Source organism: Bacillus sp. LR--39 (genome assembly GCF_053613335.1).
On record NZ_JBSIOT010000001.1, the window covers coordinates 1,095,539 to 1,115,141 of the forward strand.

Sequence of the window (19,603 nt, forward strand, 5' to 3'; positions counted from 1 at the left end):
GTCGGCATACGGTAGGCAAAAATATAAAAAAAGCAATACCTAAAAAGGTATTGCTTTTTTTATTTGTCATTATGAGTTTTCCATCATAACAACATTGGTAATATTATTTTTTATTCCACTGTTTACTGAAATCCATCGTTTTCCGTCTAAGGAGAATAAAACAGTGCCGGAATCCCCAACTGCAACAAAACGTTTATTTACGTAATCCCATTCAACATCATTTAGTTTGTTGGCTGTAGGAGAAGATGCTTTAGTCCAATTGTGCGCATCCTCAGAATAATAAATTGATCCAAGATCTCCTACAGTAATGTATACTCCATCTTTATAAGTAACAGAATTCAGAGGAGCATTATACCCCAGTACCGTCGTTTGAAAACTTTCGCCTTTATCAGATGAAACAGCAACTAAACCATAATCGCTAAATGTCCCTCCTGCTTGTTGTCCTACGGCCACCACCTTATCTCCATTGTAAATAGCATCAAAATATTCACCATCAAAACTTCCTTTTCTGGTAAATTTAATACCATCTGAAGACTCACTTATATAGTTTGTAGCATATGAGTTACCGAACATAAGAATCTTATCATCAATTGCAACTCCAGTGTACACGACACCTAAGTAGCCACCCGTGGTGTAACTTGACTCTTTGGATTTATAACCACTGACTTTCTGTGACCAGCTCGCATCACCGCCAATTGATGTGAAAATTGTTGAACTGATCCCATATCTGCGTGATTCTCCTCCACCGGCAGCAAATTTATTATCACTTGTTTTGATTAAATCAAAAATTGGCCCGCCTCTAAAACTCGCAAGTTGATCCCATACTTTTAAACTATTATTCCATTTCAGTATTTTTGCATAATAACCATCGTCCGCAGTAGCATATAGGTTTTTGCCATCAAATGATTTAACATCTTTAATTGGTGTTGTAGATGATTTATAAACCCATTTGTTATCAGCATAATTAAAAACAGAACTAGAATTAACAAAATGATAATGACTTATATCTCCCGACTCAGATAATAATGAAGCATTTTCACTAGGAAGAATGCCTGCTTCCGCAGCAGAAGCTACGTTATTCATAAAAGAAGTTTGTGAACCTGACTCAGTTACAAAACCTACACAGCCCAAGATAGAAACTGAGGAAACTATTTTCATTAACATACTACTTTTTCTATTCATATGTACCTCCGTAATCTAATAATCATATAATAGTTCAATATTTTTACTGCATAATATTAACACATCATCATAAAAAAGTCAATTTACCCATAAATACGCTCGGAATACGTCCGATTCTCATGATGGATGTTCGCACATAATATTTTAAATACAATATTACATCGTTTATTGAATCACTAAAGACAGTATCAGAAGATAATATCTAGTGAGTTTCCCGAAAGTGTAAAGTGGTGTAACAGCCCATCAAGTCAAATATCGACAGAAAGATTACGACCACAAATTCAAAGCAAGAAACGACAGTCCCCATGCAGATAGACCAAACATTACAAAGAACCTAAGAAAAGCTTCGAATTTTGTAAGTCTTCGCTCCCTTTTCGTTTTACCCAATTTCCAATAAACGGCGTAGCAGGAAAACACCAAAATGAGTTGTCCAAGTCGCGACACAGATTCTAAGAATTCTATACCATTCATTGATTTTCACCTCGTTTATTTAAACAGAGAGTTTTTCTTACAGCGTTTATCCAAAGCACTAATTTCTTCGGTTATAAAAACCGCTTGAGGAATTTGTTTGTAAAATGGTTTGCGTGCCGCTTGATAAAAACAGCCCACCCTTACTCCCCCATATATCAATCAAGATGAATTTTATTATCTCAGATGGAAAGACCATTTCCAACAGTTATGTAAAAATAAGTAACTTCACTATGCTAATTGTATAAGAAAAGTTGTCTTATCCAGCAGAACCATGAGTGCTGAACTTCTACGTTAAAGCGTAAAAGACGGATTATAAAAGAGCCGCTTTTAGGCTCATTCGCGAAGCATCATTTTATTTTTATGATTGTATCCTCCTGTCAATCCTATTGGGATAAAATTTGAGGGAAGGTCAGTTTTAATCCGCCGCCCTGCTCACCTTCGACCCTTCTTGCAGCTTCCCCACAAATATCCGATGAACAGCTTTTAACTCTTCCCTTTGCGAATTCCTAACCGAAATCTGACTCTCAAAACTTATCTGACCTTGCATCGTGGGACGCCAATTCTCATGCATTAATTTAATTTAGGATATTCGCATTTTGCTTTTCGTTAGCTGAATAACGCTTTATAAGAAGCGGGAAATTCTTGATTTACGCGCGGCACTTCCCGTGCAAATTCACGTTCCTCTTCTGTCACTCTTCTGAGTCTGTCAGCTTTTTCTTGTGTATCTATGTCGGCACCGGGAGGAACGAACCGATTCGGTGCAATCCGTACACCATTTGTGATAACAGCATTGTATGAAACAAATGATCCTTTTCCTATAATTGCATTGTACACGATTGCCTTAAAACCGATGAACGTGTGATTTCCAAGATAACAAGGGCCATGAATGGGAGCGTCATGCCCGACACTTACATTGTTTCCGATATAAATGGAATATGCCTTATCTTTGACTGTGACAAATTGCTTTAACAAACCATGTAAAATGACACCGTCTTGAAGATTTGTATTTGAACCAATATAAAAGGGTGTTCCTTCATCTGCACGAATAGCAGCATTTGGCGCTACATAAACATTGTCCTTTATTCTCACGTCTCCTATCACGCTGGAAAACGGACTTATGAACGACGTTTTATCGATTTTAGGATATCTTTGAACCGGATTAAATGATGTAACAGGGTTAGGGCTGATAAAGGGCGCAAACTTAGTGAGCCGATTATCGAATTTATCTTCCGTCAGCTTTCTATCGCTCAAAAAAAGACCTCCTTTGAAAACGTGTCTATTGATGTATACTATGTAAATTCTGTGCATTTGGAGACGACAATCCCCCCATTTAAACACCATTCGGATGACAAATCATCCAAAGGATCTTTCCTGCATGGCTCCCTCAATTTTTGCAGAAACACTTGTCCGCAAGAAAATGTAAGGGTTTTCAAAATAAGATCAGTGTGCTAGATTGTAAGATAAGTAAAAATTTTCTGCTAATATCTGAAAGGGGTGTATGATTTGAAAGCAGTAGTAGCAACAAAAGACAAAAGTATAGCGATTGTACAAAAAGAATTACGTCCTTTGCGACATGGTGAAGCTAAAGTTAAGATGGAATTCTGCGGTGTATGTCATACTGACTTGCATGTTAAAAATGCTGATTTCGGGGATGTTACAGGCATCACTTTAGGTCATGAGGGAATAGGCATTGTAACTGAGATTGGTGAAGGTGTAACAAATTTAAAAAAGGGAGACCGCGTCTCTATTGCCTGGATGTTTGAGAGCTGCGGCCGCTGCGAATATTGCTTAACTGGCCGCGAAACCTTGTGCCGTGATGTGAAAAATGCCGGCTATACAGTTGACGGCGCAATGGCTGAAGAAGCAATCGTAGCGGTTGATTATGCAATAAAGGTGCCGGAACATTTAGACCCTGCAGCAGCAAGCAGCATTACTTGTGCAGGTGTAACAACTTATAAAGCCGTTAAAGTCAGTGAAATTAAGCCAGGTCAATGGATCGGTGTATTCGGAGTCGGCGGTTTAGGCAACTTGGCTGTTCAATATGCAAAAAATGTCTTTAACGCTAAAGTAATTGCTTTCGACATTAGCGATGAAAAATTGAATTTTGCTAAGAGCTTAGGCGCTGATGCGGTTGTAAACAGTTTAAACGAAGACCCCGTCGCTAAAGCAAAAGAAGTGACTAACGATTTAGGGCTTGATGCAGTGGTCATCACGGCTGTCTCTAAAACCCCTTTCAATCAAGCGATTGATGTTGTAAAAGCAGGAGCTCGCGTAGTCGCCGTCGGTTTACCGGTGGACAAAATGGATTTAGATATTCCCCGTCTCGTGTTAGATGGAATTCAGGTAGTAGGTTCATTAGTGGGTACCAGAGAAGACCTGAAGGAAGCTTTTCAATTTGCTGCAGACGGTAAAGTTGTACCTAAAGTGACAAAACGCCCGATTGAAGACGTGAATGATATATTTGAAGAAATGGAGCAAGGGAAAGTGACCGGCCGTATGGTTATCGATTTTACTTCCTAATCATTAAGGCTGCCGGGAATGATACGGCAGCCTTTGAGCTCTATTCTTGCTCAGCGCCCCACTCAGACTGAATGAGACTTTGTCATTTAGTTCAGAAAAAAAGCTCTACAGACCATTCAGCGGTTATTCATTTTGCAAGTACTCTCTGAACTAACCCTGATACCAATATAATGCAAGGTCATTCATTGCCGAAGCGTAGCCCTGCTGTCTTAACATAGTTGTTATGCTGCCCCGATGATAAGTTCCGTGATTGGCAACATGGAATAAAATTTCTGAGTAAGCAGTTTCTCTGTAACCTAACCAAGGATTATTTAAGTTCATTTTTTGTTCTAAATCTGTTTGGCTATTCATCCATTCTTCAAACTGTGAAGCCAGTTCTTCATAAGACGCCGCAAATTCATCTGCAGAATATAAATGAGCCCTTTCCGCATAAGCCATAGAACCTTCCAATGCTTCCTGCATGTCTATCCCTTTAAGCACTTGAAGCCACATAACATCCACCGCGCAGATGTGACTGAACGTTTGAGCAATTGTAGGATATGAACTGTGAACCTCTTCATATTCATCTTCACTGAGTAATTTGAGGCCTTTTTCGAACTTCTCTAATTTAATCTACATAATAGTTCACTGAATCTCTCAACAATTTCAGATAAAAATCTTCTTTTTATAGAGATGTTCGTTCTATCGACATTCTTGTGATAAATATGGTAAAATTCATAAAAACAAGGGAGTGTTGTTACATATGAGTCTTATCATTTTAGCATCCATGCTTTTATGGGGTGCAGTGATCCACGAGCTAAACAAACCTTCAAAAAAACAAAGTAAACGAAAAATGATCCCTTTGGTATCCCTCAGTTCTTTATCTACTTTAATCATCACAATTTCGCTTTTTTCTAATTTAATTGGTTGATATTTGTTATGAGGAAACCCGCCAGAGGTTCCTCATAACACTAAAAACCTACTCACTGCACTTTTTACAGCAGACCTTATCAGAGTGTTTGCTTAACACTTTATCCATTCTCCCCACAGGCATCTTCTTCTCACTCGGAAGTGTAAGATAAGCTGTTATCTCATCCCCTGATTTTAATGTTTTTCCGCAGATAGAGCATTTTAACTCAATATTAAAGAAATTTTTCAATCCCATTCAGAAGCCTCCTTATTTACCTTTATAAAGTAATACGTTAATGCTTTATAAAAGTTTCAGGTTAAAGAAATACTCCTTGCCTGGGAATATAGAATATACTTCGTTTCAGTTGATCCTCAGCCGCCCCGGTCATCGTTGCCTACAAATATACCCCACCCAATAGGCCGCTTTTTCATTTTAAGTGAAATCATCTTCATGCTTTGACCAGTTTACTGCAGTGTATGGCTTGTTAATTTGTGACATTTATTTGTCCTCTTTTAATTTTTTCTTCTTCTCTCAACTTGAAAAAAGGAATTATTTTATAAATATTGTAAATTTATAGCTGTATCACATTCACTATTAAGAGGAGGAATACGAATGAAAAAGAAAATTATTGCCGGCGCTCTTGCTTTTGGGTTAATTCCACTAATGGGGACTGCAGATGTTTCTGCAAAACCTTTGCAAAACCCAGATAAAGTTATGAAACCTGCTGGTTGGTCATGTGACGCTCCGTATATTGCGTGTCAGCCTTTTTCTGGCGGTACCGGTAAGTTTTCATTCAACTATCAAGGCAGCTCTCCAGGAAAAATCAGAGTTTTTGTTGCGAATGACGGCAGCAAATCTTTCAAATTCACCATTAATTATCCTAATGGAAATACACTCTTATCCTCTACGACATTAAATGCAGGGAAAACGTTCATTCAAGAATTCAGCGTTAACCAAAAAGGAGAATACATCCTGAAATATGATAGCGGCACCGGTGATAGTGTCGATGGTTTCTTTAGACTGTTGAGATTTAAATTCCGTTAGGAAAGTCGGCAGTTTTGCCGACTTTCTTTTACAAGCATTCTGCAGGAATAAACGTAAAGTTTGGAATAAACATATGACCTTTTTGAAACGGAAACTTTATCTGCACCACATACCCGCAAGCAGCCTCCTTGTATCGTACCTTCCGTCCCTTTGTGATTTGTTTTGATTTGTCGTATACTGCGCTTGCCCGGGAAATGATGAATATTTTCGTTAACTATAATTCCCCTGTACCTCTTCGTATGTGGCTCTGCATGATGAAGTAACTTCATGGCTCACCACTTTCATACACAGTTTTATTGCATGTTTAGCCATATCCCTCCTCTTTAAACAGCAAACCGTCCAATCCATTTCTCTCTTTCAGTTAACTTCCCATTATTTTATATTCTTCTAAGCTCTTCATTTTAGACATAACATCCATTTTTTCTTATTTAGACTTAAATCTATGTCGAAATTTATCGTCCGGCATATTATGTACTATCCTAACAACAGGAGGTGGCAATAATATGGGGAACTACGGTGGAAATTACGGTGGAAGTTCTTTCGTATTGATCGTTGTGCTGTTCATTTTGTTAATCATTGTAGGTGCTGCATTCCTTTTCTAGCACATTGACGATTTATATTCGTCTCCCAAACATTGCATCCCTTAGTTCGGACAGACGCCATAAGAAGTTTTATGGCGTTTTTACTTTTAAAAAATCAATCTAAGATAACCATTTTTTATTTTTACTCTGGTAAGCGGGAGAGTTTCCTCCCCTGCCTGCGCCAATATTGCCGCTATGAAGAATAAGGCGAACAATCCAATTCGGAATAAAAACTTGTTCATGAACAAAACTTCTAAATAGTTGTTAAAAAACTAAGGCGTTTTTAATTCATCAGGATTACAGATGTTGTGAACTTAAAAAGGATATTACTCACCCCCTTTATAAAATTGTCATTCGTTAGATTTAGTCACTGAATCTTATTTGTTTGGTATCTTAGCGGCCTTCCACACTTATTTAAAAAGGGTCCGCCTACAAAATACTAAGTCATTTTCACATAAAAAAAACCGGATTCCTCCTTTAAGAGGTTCCGGTCTTTTTTAGTTAAAATGCGGGAAATATCTGGTGACGTGCTGCACACCCCCGCTATTATAATATTTCAATAGAGCCTTCTGTTCCATGAACGCGTATTCGCTGCCCATCTTTTATCAATTGGGTTGCATTTTCAACTCCGACAACTGCAGGTAAGCCGTATTCACGCGCGATAACCGCTCCATGGGTCATCAGTCCGCCAACTTCAGTGACCAGGCCTTTTATGGATACAAACAATGGTGTCCAGCTGGGATCAGTATAGGGAGTAACTAATATATCCCCATCTTCCAAATCGGCATCTTCCATGTTTAAAATAACCCGTGCCCGCCCCTCTATGACTCCCGAGGAAACGGGCAGCCCTGCAATCGCTCCAGCCGGGAGATTTTCTCGTTTGTACTCGCCTGTAACGATTTCACCGTCAGATGTGATAACACGCGGCGGAGATAGTTTTTCATATACTTGGTACTCGCCTTTTCGTGTGCTGATGATTTGGTAGTCCAATTTATGTGTGCGTACGACTTCCTGAAGTTCTTCAAAAGTGAGATAGTATATGTCCTCTTTTTCATGAATAACGCCCGCTTCTGCGAGTTGTTCGGCTTCTTTCAGTAAAGCCTGCTTATAAACGAAGTAGCGGCTGATCATGCCGTATTTTGGATATTCTCTGAAGCCGCTGAAGTTCCGGATGATGCGGATCATTCGTTTGGTTTCTTTGGCTTTTTGTTCACCATCCGGTAATTGCTTCAATCGGTCTAATAACTCTTGTTCTTTCTTCAACGCCTCCTGCCGCCCTTGCTCAAATTTCCGCTGACTGGCATTTGGCTCAAAGTTTTTGAGATTATTAAGAATCATAGGGACAAGTGCAGTTGGTTTTTCGCTCCATCGAGTTCTTGTCATATCAATTTCTCCGGCACATCGCATTCCGTACTTGTTGAGATAAGCATAGATCGCGTCACGGGTTTCCCGCCCGCCTTCACAGGTCACCAGCCCATCCAAAAAGTGATCATCTTTTACATTCTCTAAATAGGCAATTACTTCTGGATAAGGGCGGATCACATCGGCGACGTCCAATAGCGCAAGCCCCATTTCCGAGGTAATATTATGGGGTACAGATTGAGAAAGCGTATCTGCTGCGTTTTTTTCACCTAACCACTCGTTCATTTTTTCGTTAATCCATGATGAAGCATCCATTGCAGTTCGAATCAACACCGAACTTTTTGGGTTAAATAGAATCTTCTTTAATTCCTCGATATCTTCCAAAATAAAACGAAATAAATCAGATCCTGATTTCGTCTGGATATTTTGTTTTAACTCTTCTATCGATGCTTGACTGCTCTTAATCAAATCAGAAACAATGGCCGGATCGTTTTCAGCTTGATCCGGCATATCTGCATTGCCTTTGCCGGGAATCTGTGCCGTTTTATCAGGTATCGGCTTAATGAAATCATCTCGCTCTATTATGGTCATAAGTGCGTCTTTTAAGAGCGGATCGTGCTGCCCCATGCCTTTTAAGAAAACTTCTCTGACAGTAGGAGATGCCAGTTGATGTGTGACATCAACGAATAGCCTTCCGCCGGCTTTACGCATGGGTGCAGCAGTCGTCAACAGAAAAAAAGACAACCCAAGGGGTTTTATGGGATCCGTCATCATTTGCTGATGACCAACAGAGATATAGACGTGATTTTCTTGATCGTTCGCTTCAGGAACGGGGTATAACGTTGTGATCGGACGACTTTGGACAATATAAAAAGTATCGCGGTCCAAACACCATTCGATATCTTGCGGCTGGCCGAAATGAGCTTCGATCTGTCTCCCGATACGTGCCAGCTGTAAAATTTGTTCATCAGTCAGTGTTTGAATCTTTTGCTGATCAAGAGCGATCTCCTGTGTTTCCGTTCCGCCTTCTTTTCGTCCATAGATAGCCAATTTTTTTGGTTCTATTCTCTTATCGACGATTTGCCCGTCCTGTACTTTATAACAATCGGCAGAGACTAAGCCGGAGACCAGTGCTTCACCAAGTCCAAAACCGGCATCGATGGACAGCAGCTTTCGGTTTCCGGTCATCGGATCAGCGGTAAATAAAATTCCCGAAGCCTGAGGGAACACCATCCTTTGGATGATAACGGATAAATAAACTTGGCTGTGATCAAACCCATTTTGCATACGGTAAATGACCGCGCGATCCGTAAATAGGGACGCCCAACATTTACTAATATGCTGCAAGATCGCATCGACGCCGGTAATATTTAAATAGGTGTCTTGTTGACCGGCAAAAGAGGCATGCGGTAAATCCTCAGCTGTCGCACTGGAACGTACGGCATAGGCATGTTCTTCGCCGAACCGGGAGAGATGGCAAGCAACTGCTTTGACTACATCTGAAGGAATTTCTGCTTCCATAATGGTTTGCCGGATTTTTTTGCTGACTTCACCAATTTGATCCCGATTCTCCGCTTTCAGCATGGTCAGTTGATCCAACAGCGCTTGTAACGTTTCGTTTTGTTCAATGGCTTTTTGATATCCTGCGGTTGTGACACAAAATCCTTCCGGTACTTGTATTCCTTGAATTTTTGATAATTCCCCTAAATGTAACCCTTTTCCTCCAACGAGCAAAGGCTGTGTTTTTTCAATTTCGTGAATGCCGAGAACCAAAGAACTCATTCTATATCTCCCCTTCAAAAAAATTTGACAAGAGCTTTTCAGCATGATATAATCATAATATAAGATGGATAACTATGACTTTTCACACAGAAAGCGCGCGTGTTCTGATTATATCACCGTGTCTGTTTTTGTGCAATATAAAAAGAACCTGGCCAATTTGGCGAGGTTCTTTCTTCATTTTTGTCTAAAGCTCTTTAAAGCTGTGTTGAGATCTTTTGTGTGAACGTAAATGTTCTTATACAACTCGAATAGTGTTTTATATTTTTGAACGTTTTGTTCTTTTGGATAAAATGCAGCTGCTTCATGAATGAACTGCTCTGCACATTCTTCAAGAGAGTCAAACCACCCGCTTCCGAAGGCAGCTAACATCGCAGCCCCCATGGCGGGACCTTGTTCATTCTCTAACTTAACCACCCTCGTATTGAAAATATCAGCCTGCATTTGAAGCCACGTTTCATTTTTAGCTCCCCCGCCAATAGAGACAACCGTATCAACTGATTTTCCCGCTTCACGGAATAGCTCAATTGATTCATATAAAGAGAATGTGATGCCTTCCATTATCGCCCTCAAAAAGTGCTCTCTTTTATGGGCTCCGTCCATTCCGATCAAGCTTCCCCGAATAGATGAATCAGCATGCGGCGTTCTTTCACCGACTAAGTAAGGAGTGTACAGCAGTCCATTTGCTCCTATCGGAACAGATTCCACTCCCCGCAATAATTGTTCAAACGATTCGTTCGGCGCAAACGTTCTTTTAAACCAGTCCAAGCTGTACCCTGCAGCGAGCGTGACTCCCATCGTATAAAAAGAATCCTTCTTTCCATGATTAAAAAAGTGCACTTTCCCTTTAAAGTCCCTTTCTTTGTCTTCTTCACAGGAAAGTATGACTCCTGACGTCCCGATACTGCATAATGTTTTTCCGGAAGAAAGAATACCGGCTCCGACAGCACCGCAAGCATTGTCTGCTCCCCCGGCGTACACTTTTGTTTTTTCCAACAGCCCAGTCTCCGCCGCAACGCTCGGAAGCAGCGATCCTACACAGTCATGGGATTCAACAAGCGGAGGACAAATTTCCGCTGAAATACCAAATTGATTGCAAATCTCATCGCTCCACTCTTTGCGGGTCATATGTAAAAGTAACGTTCCCGCCGCATCGGAGTATTCGGTGTGAATGGCGCCAGTCATGCGGAATCTCACGTAGTCTTTCGGAAGCAAAAAAACAGCGGTTTTGTGAAAAAGTTCAGGCTCATGTTCCTTCACCCATAACATTTTAGGTAATGTAAACCCTTCAAGGACACGGTTTTTTGTGATATCAAGCAGATGATCGCCAAATGTCTCGGTAATCCTGCTACATTGAGGCGTCGTTCTGGTATCATTCCAAAGAATCGCATGACGCAGCACCCGCCGATCTTGGTCAAGCAGTACTAACCCATGCATTTGTCCCGAATAGCTAATCCCCTCAATATCCCCGGCTTGAACGTTGGATATCGAAATCAATTCAGCCAATGCTTCAATTGTTTGCTGCACCCAGTCTTCAGGATTTTGCTCACTATATCCCGCCTTCTCTTGGATGAGCGGGTAACTTTTGGACGTTTCTGCACAAACCTTGCCGTTTTGATTGACTAAAATGGTTTTAACGGCACTCGTTCCAAGATCTATTCCAATGACATACTTCATTTTTTCACTCCTTCCTCTCTAAATAGATCCCCATTGGAATGGCCCGCCATTAACAGTAACTTCATGACGGGCAATTCCGGGAACTTGGCTGCCTGCATCTTTTTACAGCGGGATCTGGAGCTTCTTTTTTCATTATACCTGTAAAATGTATTGGTTTAATATCGCTTTTAACCGCTCCTGTCTCCCTGATTCGTTTTTAATTGGCTGATTGTTCAGCGCATATTGCTCAAGTGTCTTAAAATCAGCTCTTCCTTCTGCAATTTCAAGACCAATCCCTTCAGTAAAGCTGCGGTAACGGTGTTGAATCACATCTTCAAACACACGATCTTCGATTAATTTGTGGGCGGCTTTCAACCCTCTTGCAAATGTATCCATCCCTGCAACATGGGCATATAGTAAATCATCAGGCTCAAAAGAAGATCTCCTGACCTTTGCGTCAAAGTTTAATCCTCCGCTTCCAAGACCGCCATTTTGCAGAATTTCGTACATTGCTAATGTCGCAGAATATAAATCTGTCGGAAATTCATCTGTGTCCCAGCCTAAAAGCGGATCACCCTGATTCGCGTCAACAGAGCCAAGAAGGCCATGCACTCTCGCCATGCGTAATTCATGTTCGAATGTATGCCCGGCTAATGTGGCATGATTGGCTTCGAGATTTAATTTAAAATGATTGTCTAAGCCATATTGCTTTAAAAAGGCAATGGTTGTTGCTGCGTCCGTATCATATTGATGGGTGGTCGGCTCTTTTGGTTTTGGTTCAATCAAAAACTGCCCTGTATACCCGATTTCCTTCGCATAATCCACTGCCATATGCATAAATCTGGCCATATTATCAAGCTCAAATTTTAAATCGGTATTTAACAAAGTTTCATACCCTTCACGTCCGCCCCAAAATACATAGTTCTCGGCGCCAAGCTCTTTTGCTGTTTCTAATCCTTTTTTTACTTGGGCTGCGGCATACGCAAATACATCTGCGTTACAAGAAGTCGCCGCACCATGGACGAAACGGGGATTCGTAAACATGTTTGCAGTATTCCATAATAACTTAACGCCGCTGGTTCTCATGTAGTCTTTTATCATGTCCACGATTATATCCAGATTTTGATTTGTCTCTTTTAACGTACTTCCTTCCGGTGCGATATCCCGGTCATGAAAAGCAAAAAATGGCGCATCCAGTTTTTCAAACAGCTCAAACGCTGCATCTACCCTCGCTCTCGCCAGATCCATGCCTTTATAGTGATCCCACGGTCTCTGCATCGTAGCTGCGCCAAAAATGTCTGTGCCGTCAGCGGTAAATGTATGCCAATAGGCAATAGAAAATCGCAAATGCTCTTTCATCGTTTTTCCGCCAATTACTTCTTGAGAATTATAGTATTTAAATGCTAAAGGATTCGTGGATTCTTTCCCTTCGTAAATCACTTTGTTTGCGCTTTCAAAATAGTTGACTGAACCGGAATGAGAGTGAGCCATGTGTGATTTCCCCCTTAAAAATAAATTCTAAACATGATCATTCAAATACAGATGCTTTTATGTCATGTTGCACATTAGTTTGTTGCCCAAACAAACTAACTTATTTTCATCTTATATAACCTCATCAGTATTTTCAATATTTTTTTTAGTTTTTTACGAACACATTAGATATAATAAAGGTTGGATTCGCTATGTACTGCGTTTTGCACGATAACACAGAACGTTCAACTTAATTTAAAGATTATACAAATGGAGTGGATGAAGTGGATATCGCTGATCAAGCCTTTGTCAAGAAAGTTAACCAAAAGTTATTACTAAATGAAATACTTAAGAATTCTCCTATTTCAAGAGCAAAATTATCCGAAATGACCGGATTAAATAAATCAACTGTTTCGTCACAGGTAAACACATTAATGAAAGAAAACCTCGTATTTGAAATAGGTCAGGGACAATCAAGCGGCGGCAGAAGACCCGTCATGCTTGTTTTTAATAAAAAAGCAGGATACTCCGTAGGAATAGATGTTGGCGTGGATTATGTTAATGGCATTTTAACAGATCTTGAAGGGACGATCGTCCTTGATCAACACCATCATTTGGAATGCAATTCTCCAGAAATCACTAAAGATATTTTAATTGAGATGATTCATCACTTTATTGCAAATATGCCGCAATCTCCATACGGTCTTATTGGTATAGGGATATGCGCGCCCGGGCTGATTGACAAAAATCAAAAAATTGTTTTCGCTCCGAACTCCAACTGGAGAGATATTGACTTAAAATCTTTCATCCAAGAAAAGTTCAATGTGCCCGTTTTTATTGAAAATGAGGCAAATGCCGGCGCATATGGAGAAAAAGTATTTGGTGCTGCAAAAAATCACGATAACATTATTTATGCAAGTATCGGTACAGGGATAGGGATCGGCGTTATGATCAACAATCATTTATATAGAGGGGTTGGCGGATTCTCTGGAGAAATGGGACATATGACAATAGACTTTAAGGGTCCTAAATGCAGCTGCGGAAACCGAGGCTGCTGGGAATTGTATGCTTCAGAGAAGGCTTTAGTAACATCTCTTCAGACGAAAGAGAAAAAAGTGTCCAGCCAAGATATCATAGACCTCGCCCATCTGAATGATGTTGGAACTTTACAGGCATTACAGAATTTTGGTTTCTATTTAGGAATAGGCCTGACCAATATTTTAAATACATTTAATCCGCAAGCCATCATTTTAAGAAACAGCATCATTGAATCGCATCCTATGGTTTTACATTCAATTAAAAGTGAAGTGTCATCCAGGGTTTATTCCCAACTAGACAATAGCTATGAATTATTACCATCTATCTTAGGAAAAAATGCCCCTGCTCTAGGAATGTCCTCCATTGTTATTGATCATTTTCTCGACATGGTTCATAACTGAAATGTACATACTTCTATGTTTTACGCTCATCTTTAAAGATGGGTTTTTTTATTCTAGGCGTATTTCTGAATCAATACTGACATAGGCACTTTCTAATATGAAAAAGGAGTTCTAAAATAGAAATCTCCTTTTTCATGTGCTAATTATTTTTCTTTATAACGAAAATATCTGAAGTCGGCCGAAATATGATGACCGCTCGTATCTTGGCATTGCATCCCTACAAAAGCTCCTGTAAAGAATCCCCCGCCGCGGATGTAATCATCTGATAATTTTTTCGATTCCAATGCAATGTCGATTTTGTGCCAATCTTCTTTGTTAAATGAATACAAATAATAATATTTTTCGTTTTCAATATTCACTTTTAAATAGACATACTTGACTTCACGAGGAATCACAATTTTATTTTTTAATGGCTGTGAAAAAGAAAAGTTATCACATATCGTTAATTCAAGAATACGGCCAAGTTCTTCATCATACGTGACTTGAAGAGCCGTCCAGTTCTCTGTATTGTAATAGTTCACCAAACCAGCGGCTTGCTGAAAATTTTCCGGATAAAACGCAACAGCCGTTTCCGCTTCAAAATGGAGACTTTGCCAGCGTCTGGCTACAAATGCCTGAGTAAATGTCGAAGTTAAGGATTCATGGCCGTATAATCGTAAATGATTTGGCACTTGAGTTAATGATCCTAATTTCTCCGTAAACGGAATTCTTAACGTTTGAAAATTAATATTTAATGTTGCATCGTCAAATTCATCAACTTCCGGATACGTGTCTTCAAACATTGTTTCTGGTATAGAAGGCGCATCCACTTCCAAGCTCCCTTCTTTTCCGCCTTCTACATAAGGCCAGCCATCTTTCCAATAGAGCTTTTGAATAGCTGTTTCTCTGCCCAGAGGACAATATCCTCTCTGCTGAAAAATTGAATCATCGTCCGGATGAATGGGACGTCCCGTTAAATGAGCTAAATACCACTCGCCTGTATATGTTTGTACAATGGATGCATGTCCGCATTTTTGCAGCGGATTTTCCGGCACATGCCATGACGTTAAGATAGGATTATCAGGATGAACTTCATATGGACCCTCAATATTTGCAGAACGGGCAATTGTAGCAGCGTGTTCGAACCGCGTTCCTCCTTCTGCGGTTAATAAATAATAATAGTTCCCGATATGGTAAAGGTGCGGCGCTTCTGTCAGCTTTCTTTCGGTTCCTTTAAATATCACTTTCGGTTTGCCGATTAGTTTTTGCTCCTTATCAGAATATTCCTGCATGACAATTCCTCCAAAGGAGTGCCGATCAATACGCTGATCCCATAACATATTTAATAAATATTTTTTCCCATCCGTATCATGGAACAAAGAAGCATCAAATCCCGAGCTGTTTAATGTGATCGGCTCCCCCCAATCACCATTAATCGTGTCACAAGTCACTAAATAATTGTGACAATCTTTCCAGGCGCCATCTACGACCTTAACATCCGTATAAATCAGCCAAAACTTTCCGTCACTGTAACTTAAACATGGCGCCCAGACCCCGCCTGAATTAGGATTTCCTTTCATGTCTAATTGCGATACTCTCTGTAATGGATGTGCAACCAACTGCCAATTGACTAAATCTTTTGAGTGGTGTATCTGGACTCCCGGAAACCACTCAAATGTAGATACAGCGATATAATAATCCTCTCCAACCCTGCAAATACTCGGATCGGGATTGAATCCTTTAAGTACTGGATTGATAATCTTCATTTTGAACTCCTCCTCAGCTATTTTCTGTTGACTCATCACGTTTTAAGCTTTGAAATCGTCAATATGATCCAAATAAACTTTGTCTCTATTCTCTAATTCTCGAACCATGCTTTTATATTTTTTCTCATCTAAGTTATAGAAATTAATATCAATCATAGCCAGAACCAGTAAGAACACGGGAATAATGGTTGTTGTAATTAAAATTCCCGTCAATGCCTCCGGCGTTTGCACCTGATTTGCCACATATCCAAACTGATCTAAAACCAAACCCGGTACAACCCCTCCCAAGGCCATGCCGAATTTAAAGAAAAATCCGATAATAGCGTATATGAGACCGCCCATTCTTTTCCCGGTCTTATACTCTCCATATTCTATTGTTTCAGGAATAAGCGCCCACATATATCCCCCGGCAGTGAGACTTCCGGCAGCGGCGATTAATCGACAGACAAGTATGAGGTATACATTACTTGGCGGAACAAACAGTAAAGCTAAGAGGCCGATCATATTCAGTAATAATGCATAGTTTAGTAATTTCTTCTTCCCCAATAATTGATGAAGCTTTGGAATAAACGGTAAAATGACCAAAGCAGGCAAACTTCCCAACAAACCGTACCACTTCACTAAATCCGCTCTTTCTAAATTATACGTTACGTAATAGATGCCAACCGAATTACTGATTGAATTCACTCCAAAAATAATAATAAAGAAAATACTTAATACAACTAGAGGCCGATTAACACGAAACTGCTCAAATATATCCGAAAATTTAATTTTTTCTTCGGATTTTTGAAGCGTTACACGCTCTTTTGTGCTTTTAAAACAAAAGATTAAAAGGCACCCGCCTATAACTCCCATAATACCCATGGTTAGCTGCCAGCCAAGAGATTCGCTGCCGGAATTATCGCTTAAATAAGCAGCCAGTAAGGGAACAAAAAATGCAACGACAAGTCCCCCAAGATTCGCAAATAACATACGGACAGACGTTATACTAACAACTTCTTGATTATTTCTGGTCATTGCAGATGTTAACGCGCCATATGGCACGTTTATCATGGTGTATGTAAGCGATAAGCCGACATAGGTGATATAGGCATATATTAATTTCCCCATATCCGAAAAATCCGGGGTTGTAAAACAGAGTATTGCCAATATGACAAAGGGAAAAGCTCCGAATAAAAGATACGGTCTAAAGCGGCCAAACCTGCTATTTGTTCTGTCAACTATTGTTCCAATAAAAGGATCAGCGAGAGCGTCGATGATTCTAACCACTAAAAACATCGTACCGGCTGTTGCTGCCGATAAACCAAAAACATCTGTATAGAAGAACAAAAGATACGTAGACACTGTTGCATAAATTAAATTACAAGCAAAATCTCCAGACGCATATCCAACTTTTTCAACCATGCTGATCTTCTTTACGTTTTCACTGAGCATGATTTCTCCCCTTTTCGATCCTTTACATAAGGAACATGATGAATGGTATAACATTTCTTTAAAATTATCGGCCAGTGAGCGGCATATAAAAGCGCTTTCAAAAAATGACAGCGGTTTACTTTCACAGAGCATTTTCATCATCCAAATGGTGATCAGATAGCAGTGAACAGGATAAAAGCTTGGCTTTCGCTTTCTATACACCTCCAATTAAATCGAGCCTCTTATCCCCTCCCATTTAAGACCTTTACATGATGGACAATTAAAGTGGTTTTATTAGTTTGTTGACCGAACAAACTAACTTGATTTCATATTATAAAATCTTTTCTGCTTTTTCAACTCTTTTTTCAGAGAATTTAAAACCGATCAAAGGACATACCATGTTGTAATTGCCGACTGCTTCGACAGACGTTAAGTAAAAACCCTCTGTGTCACCTGACTGACTTATTAAATGATAAGCACTTCCATCATCTTTTGTTTAGAAAAACTTATTAAGAAACATGCACTAGAAAAAATGCGAATCATATATAAGTGATATCCCGTTTAATTGGTTGAGGAGGATATGATGAAACCTATGCTGCCTTTTGAAAAATATTTTGGGGATTTAGAACTGGTTTATACATTTTATGGAGCTATGCCTACCGGTGTTACTGTTTCAGAAACTGGTCGTATTTTCATTTGTTTTCCGAAATGGGGAGACGATGTTAAATTTACGGTGGCGGAGATAATTGGGGAGAAATTGCAGCCTTATCCTGATTTACAAACCAATTTGGTTAACCCTGAGAATATCAAAATGACTTTCATCAGTGTCCAAAGTGTAGTTACTGATGGAAGAGGAACGCTTTGGGTACTAGATACAGCAGCACCCAATTTTTCTGAACCAATTAAAGGCGGGGCAAAATTAGTCGCTGTTGATTTAAAAACGAATACAATCAGAAGAGTTTATACCTTTACAGAAGATGTTGTCCTTCCAACAACATACCTGAATGATGTCCGATTTGATTTTCGTGTTGGAACTGCAGGTTATGCCTATATAACGGATTCTTCTTCCAAAGGACCAGGAGCGATTATCGTCGTTGATTTGGAAACCGGAAATGCATGCAGACGGTTAAATGGAACAAATCCAACTTCACCGGATTCCTATTTTATACCGAAAGTAGAAGGCAAAATTTTGATGAATCGTAACAGGGATGGTTCAACTTCCCCATTTAGGCTGGCATCCGACGGTATTGCGATTTCTCCTGACGGAAAGGTATTATTTTTTTGTCCACTGACCAGCCGCCATTTGTTCTCGATCTCAACAGAAGCCCTGAGAGATAGAAATATACCGGACATGGATTTACTTTATCATGTGGCGTATTGGGGAGAAAAAGGTGCGTCTGATGGAATGATTACAGATGCAAAAGGAGCCATTTATGCCGGAGATTACGAGAACAATAGTATTCGAAAAATACTGCCGAATGGCACAATGCAAACCATCGCACATGATCCGAGAATTTTATGGCCGGATACTTTTTCGATTGGTCCGGATGGATACTTATACGTCATCGTGAACCAATTACATCGGCAGGCTAGATTTCATTATGGAAAAGACTTACGACAGAAACCTTATAGTTTACTTCGTATCAAAATTGATGAAGCTCCTGCTTTTTGAAAATAAAAATGGCCGGTTCCATTTTAGAGCATAATTGGCTTCATTTAGCCTTCATCCTAAACCGAATAAGGGATTACAATAAATACGTGGCCTCAATTATGGAGTTAGATTCATAACTTCAATTTTTTTTGGTCATATTTTGGTCAAGGACTAAAATATCGACCTCTTAATCTTATGACAAAACCAAAAAATCCCCTGACACCAATAGTGCCAAGGGATTGAGAGATTAATACTGAGACATGTATTGTTCGCGCTCCCAAGGGTGAACTAATGCTGCACCTGTGATAAAAAGAAAATCATTTAACAAAAGCAGCAGCATGAATGCGAATATTTTTTTCGCGTTTTACACCGCCTTAGAAAGAGAATGACGCTGATTTGAT

The 19,603-nt window shown here is 39.8% G+C and carries 15 protein-coding genes; 5 read left to right on the forward strand and 10 right to left on the reverse strand.

The window, feature by feature from the left end:
- Positions 1-69: 69 nt before the first annotated feature.
- The 3 genes from ACWHAR_RS05470 to ACWHAR_RS05480 all read right to left on the reverse strand — a co-directional run bounded on the left by ACWHAR_RS05470 (position 70) and on the right by ACWHAR_RS05480 (position 2,904).
- Positions 70-1,182, reverse strand: a complete 1,113-nt coding sequence (locus ACWHAR_RS05470; protein ID WP_032875027.1) for a WD40/YVTN/BNR-like repeat-containing protein — start codon at positions 1,180-1,182, stop codon at positions 70-72.
- A gap of 267 nt (positions 1,183-1,449) precedes the next feature.
- Entirely contained in the window at positions 1,450-1,653 is a 204-nt protein-coding gene (locus tag ACWHAR_RS05475) for a hypothetical protein (protein ID WP_032875025.1), read from the reverse strand.
- Positions 1,654-2,259: 606 nt separating this feature from the next.
- Positions 2,260-2,904, reverse strand: a complete 645-nt coding sequence (locus ACWHAR_RS05480; RefSeq protein WP_032875023.1) for an LbetaH domain-containing protein — start codon at positions 2,902-2,904, stop codon at positions 2,260-2,262.
- A gap of 252 nt (positions 2,905-3,156) precedes the next feature.
- On the opposite strand from ACWHAR_RS05480, the gene adhP reads away from it, so the two are divergent.
- A complete protein-coding gene (adhP, locus tag ACWHAR_RS05485) occupies positions 3,157-4,173 on the forward strand; it encodes an alcohol dehydrogenase AdhP (RefSeq protein WP_032875021.1) in 1,017 nt (338 codons plus the stop codon).
- Positions 4,174-4,323: 150 nt separating this feature from the next.
- On the opposite strand, the gene ACWHAR_RS05490 is transcribed toward adhP, so the two are convergent.
- Complete coding sequence (locus tag ACWHAR_RS05490; RefSeq protein WP_044801468.1) at positions 4,324-4,785, reverse strand: DinB family protein; 462 nt, start codon at positions 4,783-4,785, stop codon at positions 4,324-4,326.
- Positions 4,786-5,131: 346 nt separating this feature from the next.
- Complete coding sequence (locus tag ACWHAR_RS05495) at positions 5,132-5,317, reverse strand: hypothetical protein (protein WP_032875019.1); 186 nt, start codon at positions 5,315-5,317, stop codon at positions 5,132-5,134.
- 357 nt (positions 5,318-5,674) lie between these two features.
- On the opposite strand from ACWHAR_RS05495, the gene ACWHAR_RS05500 reads away from it, so the two are divergent.
- Both ACWHAR_RS05500 and ACWHAR_RS05505 read left to right on the forward strand, forming a co-directional pair.
- Positions 5,675-6,106, forward strand: a complete 432-nt coding sequence (locus ACWHAR_RS05500) for a hypothetical protein (RefSeq protein WP_032875017.1) — start codon at positions 5,675-5,677, stop codon at positions 6,104-6,106.
- A gap of 503 nt (positions 6,107-6,609) precedes the next feature.
- Positions 6,610-6,708: a YjcZ family sporulation protein gene (locus ACWHAR_RS05505; RefSeq protein ID WP_003154037.1), complete on the forward strand. Its 99-nt coding sequence runs from the start codon at positions 6,610-6,612 to the stop codon at positions 6,706-6,708.
- A 525-nt stretch (positions 6,709-7,233) separates the two neighbouring features.
- On the opposite strand, the gene ppsA is transcribed toward ACWHAR_RS05505, so the two are convergent.
- The 3 genes from ppsA to xylA all read right to left on the reverse strand — a co-directional run bounded on the left by ppsA (position 7,234) and on the right by xylA (position 12,975).
- Entirely contained in the window at positions 7,234-9,831 is a 2,598-nt protein-coding gene (gene ppsA / locus ACWHAR_RS05510; RefSeq protein ID WP_032875015.1) for a phosphoenolpyruvate synthase, read from the reverse strand.
- A 174-nt stretch (positions 9,832-10,005) separates the two neighbouring features.
- Positions 10,006-11,505: a xylulokinase gene (gene xylB / locus ACWHAR_RS05515; RefSeq protein WP_032875013.1), complete on the reverse strand. Its 1,500-nt coding sequence runs from the start codon at positions 11,503-11,505 to the stop codon at positions 10,006-10,008.
- Positions 11,506-11,637: 132 nt separating this feature from the next.
- A complete protein-coding gene (gene xylA / locus ACWHAR_RS05520) occupies positions 11,638-12,975 on the reverse strand; it encodes a xylose isomerase (RefSeq protein ID WP_021493439.1) in 1,338 nt (445 codons plus the stop codon).
- 263 nt (positions 12,976-13,238) lie between these two features.
- On the opposite strand from xylA, the gene xylR reads away from it, so the two are divergent.
- Complete coding sequence (gene xylR, locus ACWHAR_RS05525; RefSeq protein WP_032875010.1) at positions 13,239-14,393, forward strand: transcriptional repressor XylR; 1,155 nt, start codon at positions 13,239-13,241, stop codon at positions 14,391-14,393.
- A 143-nt stretch (positions 14,394-14,536) separates the two neighbouring features.
- Here the strand turns inward: xylR and xynB are convergent, their stop codons facing one another.
- Together xynB and ACWHAR_RS05535 are read right to left on the reverse strand one after the other, a co-directional pair.
- The gene (gene xynB, locus ACWHAR_RS05530) at positions 14,537-16,138 is read right to left on the reverse strand and encodes a xylan 1,4-beta-xylosidase (RefSeq protein WP_032875008.1); all 1,602 of its coding nucleotides are present in this window, start codon (positions 16,136-16,138) and stop codon (positions 14,537-14,539) included.
- Between the two features lie 42 nt (positions 16,139-16,180).
- Positions 16,181-17,572, reverse strand: coding sequence for an MFS transporter (locus ACWHAR_RS05535; RefSeq protein ID WP_032875007.1), 1,392 nt, complete (start codon positions 17,570-17,572; stop codon positions 16,181-16,183).
- A gap of 562 nt (positions 17,573-18,134) precedes the next feature.
- Here ACWHAR_RS05535 and ACWHAR_RS05540 point away from each other — a divergent pair.
- Positions 18,135-19,223 carry an L-dopachrome tautomerase-related protein gene (locus ACWHAR_RS05540; RefSeq protein WP_032875005.1) on the forward strand — a complete coding sequence of 363 codons (1,089 nt, stop codon included), beginning with the start codon at positions 18,135-18,137 and terminating at the stop codon, positions 19,221-19,223.
- The last annotated feature ends 380 nt before the right edge of the window (positions 19,224-19,603 follow it).

What these genes read in the sequence shown, in the direction of transcription:
- ACWHAR_RS05475 (WP_032875025.1), bottom strand. Translation starts at nt 1,653, where the DNA reads ATGAATGGTATAGAATTCTTAGAATCTGTGTCGCGACTTGGACAACTC.
- xylB (WP_032875013.1), bottom strand. Translation starts at nt 11,505, where the DNA reads ATGAAGTATGTCATTGGAATAGATCTTGGAACGAGTGCCGTTAAAACC.
- ACWHAR_RS05505 (WP_003154037.1), top strand. Translation starts at nt 6,610, where the DNA reads ATGGGGAACTACGGTGGAAATTACGGTGGAAGTTCTTTCGTATTGATC.
- ACWHAR_RS05540 (WP_032875005.1), top strand. Translation starts at nt 18,135, where the DNA reads ATGAAACCTATGCTGCCTTTTGAAAAATATTTTGGGGATTTAGAACTG.
- ACWHAR_RS05495 (WP_032875019.1), bottom strand. Translation starts at nt 5,317, where the DNA reads ATGGGATTGAAAAATTTCTTTAATATTGAGTTAAAATGCTCTATCTGC.
- ACWHAR_RS05500 (WP_032875017.1), top strand. Translation starts at nt 5,675, where the DNA reads ATGAAAAAGAAAATTATTGCCGGCGCTCTTGCTTTTGGGTTAATTCCA.
- xynB (WP_032875008.1), bottom strand. Translation starts at nt 16,138, where the DNA reads ATGAAGATTATCAATCCAGTACTTAAAGGATTCAATCCCGATCCGAGT.
- ppsA (WP_032875015.1), bottom strand. Translation starts at nt 9,831, where the DNA reads ATGAGTTCTTTGGTTCTCGGCATTCACGAAATTGAAAAAACACAGCCT.
- ACWHAR_RS05535 (WP_032875007.1), bottom strand. Translation starts at nt 17,572, where the DNA reads ATGCTCAGTGAAAACGTAAAGAAGATCAGCATGGTTGAAAAAGTTGGA.
- xylA (WP_021493439.1), bottom strand. Translation starts at nt 12,975, where the DNA reads ATGGCTCACTCTCATTCCGGTTCAGTCAACTATTTTGAAAGCGCAAAC.
- ACWHAR_RS05470 (WP_032875027.1), bottom strand. Translation starts at nt 1,182, where the DNA reads ATGAATAGAAAAAGTAGTATGTTAATGAAAATAGTTTCCTCAGTTTCT.